Below are 5,650 nucleotides of genomic sequence, written 5' to 3' on the forward strand. Positions count from 1 at the left end.
CCCCAGGGGGCCCCCCGCCCCCCCCGCCGCACCCGCCGCGGTGGCGTCCTTGCGGCCCAGCCGCCGCCCGGCGACCGTGTGCCGTCCGGCGACCTCCGCGAGCAGCTCGGCGAGCACCTCCTCGTTGCTCCACCGCGCCCGCCATCCCGCGTCGTGCAGCCGGCTGCCGCTGACCACCCACGGGTACATCGTGTAGGCGAGGTCGCCCGCCGGGGAGGGCGTCAGCCCGATGCGGTGCAGGCGCGCCGCCGCGCCCAGCGCCACCGCGGACGGCAGCTCCATCCGGCGGATCCCGCTGAGGTCCTCGACCTCCTCCTGCTCCAGCCAGCCGTCGCAGCCGACGGCCACCTCCCCCTCGACCTTCTCCAGCACCGCGCACTCCAGCGCGGAGCACAGGTCGTCGACGTGGCAGAACTGCCAGGCCGGCCGCGACCCGGCCACCACGAGCAGGCGCGGCGACTCGAAATACCTGGTCAGGGCCGTGTCGGTGCCGCCGCCCACCAGGACGGCGGGGCGCAGGACGGTGACGTTGAGGCCCGGGTGGGCGCGCGGGGCCCGCCGCCCCAGCCGCTCGATCTCCAGCAGGTCGCCGACGGCCGTCGCCTCCGCGGTGGCCCGCAGCTCGGCGTCCTCGGCGAGCGGCAGCGCGTTGTCCGGCAGCGCGCCGTAGACCATGGCGGAGGTGCAGAGCACCACCCTCCGCACCCCGGCCGCGGCGGACGCCGTGAGCACCGTCTGGGTGCCGCGCACGTTGAAGGCGGTGCGGGCCGCCGGGTCGGTCTCCAGGTCGAGGTCGACCGCCAGGTGGACGACCACGTCCACCCCGCGCAGCCGCTCGGCGAGGGCCGGGTCACGGATGTCGAGGACGTGCCACCGGGCGGCGGCGCAGTCGCCGCGCCGCTCGTCCAGGGCCACCACCTGCCGGATCTCCGGCGAGGCGGCGAGCCGCTCGGTCAGCAGCGCGCCGACGCCGGAGGCCGCGCCGGTGACGGCCACGACGGGCCCCCGCCCGGCGGGGGGTCGGGCCGACGACGCGTCGGCCGGGGCGTTTCGCGCTGCGCGAACCTGCGGATCTGGGGAACTCACCAGGCGTCTCCAGCGGTTGTCTCGAGAGGAACGCGCGTGCCGCGTGTACGAACCAGGTGCCATCCATCCTGCCGCAGGCCGATGGTCGGCGGAGCATCAAGGCTCTATCGGGCCGGGGTGTCTACGCTGGGTGGTGATGTCGGGCAGCCGCGCCGCCGGAGGAAGACCGGTGGCCCAACCAGCCGAGGAACCCCGTGAGTGACAATCCATTCGGATTCGGCCTTCCGCCGGAGGAGCCGGACGACGGCGACGAGGGCAAGAAGAAGGACCAGCAGAGCGGTGGTGGGCAGGAACCGGCGAACCCGTTCGGTTTCGGCACGCCCGGAGCAGGAGGCTTCGGCGGTGGCGCGGACAATCCGTTCGCGTCGCTCTTCGGCTCCTTCGGGTCCATGCCGCCCGGCGGCGGCATGAACCCCGCCGACCTGGGCGCCGCCTTCCAGCAGCTCGGCCAGATGCTCTCCTACGAGGGCGGCCCGGTGAACTGGGACATGGCCAAGCAGATCGCCCGCCAGGCGGTCTCCCAGGGCGCGCCGGACGGCACGAAGGATGCCAGCGTCGGCCCCGCCGAGCGCTCGGCCGTCGAGGAGGCCGTGCGCCTCGCCGACCTGTGGCTGGACGGCGTGACGTCCCTGCCCTCGGGCGCGGCGACGACGCTGGCCTGGAGCCGCGCGGAGTGGGTCGAGGCGACCCTGCCCGCGTGGAAGGAACTCGTCGACCCGGTCGCCGAGCGTGTCGGCACGGCCATGGGCCAGGTGCTGCCCGAGGAGATGCAGGCCATGGCGGGCCCGCTGCTCGGGATGATGCGTTCGATGGGTGGCGCCATGTTCGGCGCGCAGATCGGCCAGGCGGTGGGGGTGCTCGCCGGCGAGGTGGTCGGCTCCACCGACATCGGTCTGCCGCTGGGCCCGGCCGGCAAGGCCGCGCTGCTGCCGCGGAACATCGAGACCTTCGGCAAGGACCTGGGTGTCCCGCTTGAGGAGGTCCGCCTCTACCTGGCTCTGCGCGAGGCCGCCCACCAGCGGCTCTTCGCCCACGTGCCGTGGCTGCGGTCGCACCTGTTCGGTGCGGTCGAGGGCTACGCCCGGGGCATCAAGGTGGACACCTCCAAGCTGGAGGACGTGGTCGGCCAGTTCGACCCGCAGAACCCGGAGCAGCTGCAGGAGGCTCTCCAGCAGGGCATGTTCCAGCCGGAGGACACCCCGGAGCAGAAGGCGGCCCTTGCTCGCCTGGAGACGGCGCTGGCGCTGGTCGAGGGCTGGGTGGACGCGGTGGTGCACGCCGCCGCCACGCCGCGCCTGACCTCGGCGGGCGCGCTGCGCGAGACGCTGCGCCGCCGCCGCGCCTCGGGGGGTCCCGCGGAGCAGACCTTCGCCACGCTGATCGGCCTGGAGCTGCGTCCGCGCCGGCTGCGGGACGCCTCGCGTCTGTGGGCGTCGCTGACCGACGCGCGCGGCGTGGACGGCCGGGACGCCCTGTGGGCGCACCCGGACATGCTGCCCAACGCCACCGACCTCGACGACCCGGACGGTTTCGTCCACCGCGAGCAGATGGACTTCTCCGAGTGGGACAAGATGCTCGGTGAGGCCGCCGGCGGCGGTGCCCGGGGCTCCGGGCCCGGCAAGGACGCGGACGGCGGCTCGCCGAAGGACGGCCCCGAGGCCGGCCCGCAGGGCGAGAGCGGCGACGACCCGAAGGGTGAAGGTTCCGAGTGACCCTGCACGACGACGCCGTCCAGGTCCTGGACGGCCTGCGGACCGCGACGGACTCCCAGGAGGAGCTCCGTCAGGTCTACCTCAAGCACCTGGGCGAGCACGCCGACGGCATGTGGCGCGAGTGTCCCGACGGGCACATCACGGCGAGCGCGCTGGTGATCGACCCGGAGGGCGGCCGGGTGCTGCTGACCTTCCACCGCAAGCTGCGGATGTGGCTGCAGATGGGCGGCCACTGCGAGCCCGGCGACACCACCCTGGCCGGAGCGGCGCTGCGCGAGGCGACGGAGGAGTCCGGCATCCCCGGGCTGCGCCTGCTGGGCGGCGACACCCCGGTGCGGCTGGACCGTCACCACACCCCGTGCGCCTGGCACCTGGACGTCCAGTACGCGGCGATCGCGCCGGGCGGGGCGGTGGAGGCCATCAGCGAGGAGTCGCTGGACCTGCGCTGGTTCCCGTACGACGAGGTGGCGGGGGTCGCGGACGCCTCGGTGGTCCGGCTGGTGGAGGCGACCCGGGCGCTGCTGTGAGCCCGTGAGCCCGTACGGCGCCCGTGAGCCCGTACGGCGAAGGGGCGGCCACCGTGTCGGTGGCCGCCCCTTCCCGTGCCGTCAGTTCCAGGCGTTGTTCTGGTTCTGCGCCCGCGCGCCCTGCTGGCCCATGCCGAACTGGGCGGCGACGCCCGAGCCGATCTGGGCGTTCTGCGGCGGGAGCAGCTCACTGGGCTGCACCAGCGCGAAGCCGGTGCCCATGAAGCTGAGCTCCCAGCCCTCGCCGGTGCTGCCACGGCGCCGCCAGACTCCCGAGGAGTGGGTCTGCGCCTGCATCTGAACCCGCAGCGAGGTCGACCAGGCGATCACCGCGTCGGCGTCCACGTTCACGTACCGGTCCGGGGTGACCTGGAGCATCAGCGGCGCGCCGGAGGTCATGAGCGCGACCTTGCCCCGGCCGGAGATGTTGAGCTGGTATTTCCCGGACCCGGAGATGCCGTAGAGGCTGTCGACCGCGATGACCTCGTGGTGCAGCGCGGAGTCCATGGCCAGGACGTAGGAGCTGTCCACGGTGAGGCCGTCCTGGTCGACGTCCACCAGGTGGACGTACTGGGCCAGGTTGGCCAGGTACACCGTGCCCTGCCCGTGGCAGCGCATCAGGTCCAGGCCCTCGCCGGTGCGGCGGCGGGCGTTGCGCTGGTTGCCCGTCTGGTACTCGGCGTCGAACTCGACGAGGCCCTGGTAGGCGACCATCGATCCCTTGCGGGCCAGGACGTCGCGGTTGCCGTCGACCATGACGCGCAGCATCTGGCTGTTCTGCAGACTCCAGTGCTCCTGGGTCTGCTGCTCGTTGAAGGCGAAAATCGGGCTCTGCATGATCGGTCGTTCTCCCCCTCAGCCCCGGATCCGGAGACGGTCGGTGCTGTCCTCGCTCGGCTGGACGACGACGATGCCCGTGCCGGAGAAGGCCATCTGGAAGGCCTCCCCGCTGCCGCGGCCGATCAGCGAGGACGCCTTGAAGCTGCGCTTGCCCTTCACCTTGAGGTTCGGGGACCAGGCGATCAGCGAGTCCGGGTCGACGTAGGTCTCGTCCTCGCCGCCGCCGCAGTCGACCACTATCGGGGTGCCGCGGGAGGTGATGGCGACCCAGCCCTGGCCCTCGATCCTGGTGTTCCACAGGCCCTGGCCGGCGAACTTGGCCATGCCCTTGACCCGCTCGACGCCCCACTTGAGGTGGGCGTCGAAGGCGAGCAGGTTGGTCGCGTTGACCGAGAGCGCCTCGCCGTTGAGGTTGATCACGACGACGTCGGCGCCGTAGTCCGCCAGGTAGAGGATGCCGTCGCCGTGGCAGCGCATCAGCGCGGCGCCCTCGCCGGTGACCCAGTCCTTGGCGATCTGCCGGACGGCCGGCGGGTTGGGCTCGTACTGCACGAAGCCCTCGTAGGCGACCATGGAGCCGACCCTGGCGAGCAGGTCGTGACCGGTCTGCATGGCGATCTTCGCCATGTGGGTCCCGTGGTTCTCCATGCGGGCGACGACGGGTGCGGGGGCGTGGCCCGCGAGCTGGTGGTTCATGACGGGCTCCCTCAGACCTCGTACGGCTGGACGACGATGAAGTTCCCGGGCGCGCCCCGGAACTGCAGGTTGACGCTCTCCCCGGTGTCGCCGGGGTAGGCGTTGCGCCGCATCCGGACCTGGCTGGAGACGATCACCTGGGCCGCGGCCGACCAGGCGACCACCGCGTTGGCGTCGGCGAAGGTGGTCGGGGTGACCGGCAACACCACGGGGACGCCGTGGGTCTTGAGGACCAGCGTGCCGGTGCCCTGGAACTGCATGGTGAACAGGGCGCCGCCGGGGATGCCGTGTCCCTCGACGCGGCGCACCTCGTACTGGAGGGACTCGTCGAAGGCGAGCACGTTCTCGGCGGAGACGCACAGCGCGTCGCCCTGGAGCTCCACCGTGTGCAGGTGGGCCGCCTCCTCGGCGAGGAAGACCTGGCCGTAGCCGGTGCAGCGCATCAGCTGCATCTCCTGGCCGGTGGCGTTGCCGACGATCCGGCCGCTGAAGCCGGCGCCCTTGTACCCGAACTCGACCTTGCCCTGGTACAGCACCATGCTTCCCTGGCGGGCGAGGACGGGCTGGCCGCCGACGCTCAGGTCGACGCGGACCAGCTTCTCGTTCTGCTGGGTCCAGCGCTGGCCGGTGGGCTTCTCCTTGTACAGGCTCAGCGCGCCCTGGACGCCCGGGGTCTGCGGGGCGTTGGGCGTGCCGGGGTAGGCCTGCTGACCCGGGATGCCGGGGGCGGCGCCGGGGGCGCCGTGCATGCCGGGGACACCGGGCATGCCGGGGGCGCCCGGCGCTCCG

General features: G+C 73.0%; 6 protein-coding genes. 2 read left to right on the forward strand and 4 right to left on the reverse strand.

The window, feature by feature from the left end; genetic code table 11:
• Positions 1–1,086: SDR family oxidoreductase (locus ACOV8S_RS15050; RefSeq protein ID WP_448318330.1), on the reverse strand; the 1,086-nt coding region annotated here is incomplete at its 3' end.
• Positions 1,087–1,280: 194 nt separating this feature from the next.
• On the opposite strand from ACOV8S_RS15050, the gene ACOV8S_RS15055 reads away from it, so the two are divergent.
• Entirely contained in the window at positions 1,281–2,798 is a 1,518-nt protein-coding gene (locus ACOV8S_RS15055; protein ID WP_448318331.1) for a zinc-dependent metalloprotease, read from the forward strand.
• Positions 2,795–3,325 carry an NUDIX hydrolase gene (locus ACOV8S_RS15060; RefSeq protein WP_448318333.1) on the forward strand — a complete coding sequence of 177 codons (531 nt, stop codon included), beginning with the start codon at positions 2,795–2,797 and terminating at the stop codon, positions 3,323–3,325. The genes ACOV8S_RS15055 and ACOV8S_RS15060 overlap by 4 nt, the downstream gene beginning before the upstream one ends.
• A gap of 81 nt (positions 3,326–3,406) precedes the next feature.
• Here ACOV8S_RS15060 and ACOV8S_RS15065 read toward each other — a convergent pair whose 3' ends face one another.
• The 3 genes from ACOV8S_RS15065 to ACOV8S_RS15075 form a co-directional block, all read right to left on the reverse strand.
• The gene (locus ACOV8S_RS15065; protein ID WP_448318334.1) at positions 3,407–4,162 is read right to left on the reverse strand and encodes an AIM24 family protein; all 756 of its coding nucleotides are present in this window, start codon (positions 4,160–4,162) and stop codon (positions 3,407–3,409) included.
• An 18-nt stretch (positions 4,163–4,180) separates the two neighbouring features.
• Positions 4,181–4,861 (reverse strand): AIM24 family protein, encoded by a 681-nt coding sequence (locus ACOV8S_RS15070; protein ID WP_351117660.1) that lies wholly within the window; start codon positions 4,859–4,861, stop codon positions 4,181–4,183.
• 11 nt (positions 4,862–4,872) lie between these two features.
• The coding region (locus ACOV8S_RS15075; protein WP_448318335.1) for an AIM24 family protein at positions 4,873–5,650 on the reverse strand (778 nt) is incomplete at its 5' end.

The sequence above is a fragment of the Streptomyces sp. CO7 genome, assembly GCF_053474865.1.

What these genes read in the sequence shown, in the direction of transcription:
- ACOV8S_RS15065 (WP_448318334.1), bottom strand. Translation starts at nt 4,162, where the DNA reads ATGCAGAGCCCGATTTTCGCCTTCAACGAGCAGCAGACCCAGGAGCAC.
- ACOV8S_RS15070 (WP_351117660.1), bottom strand. Translation starts at nt 4,861, where the DNA reads ATGAACCACCAGCTCGCGGGCCACGCCCCCGCACCCGTCGTCGCCCGC.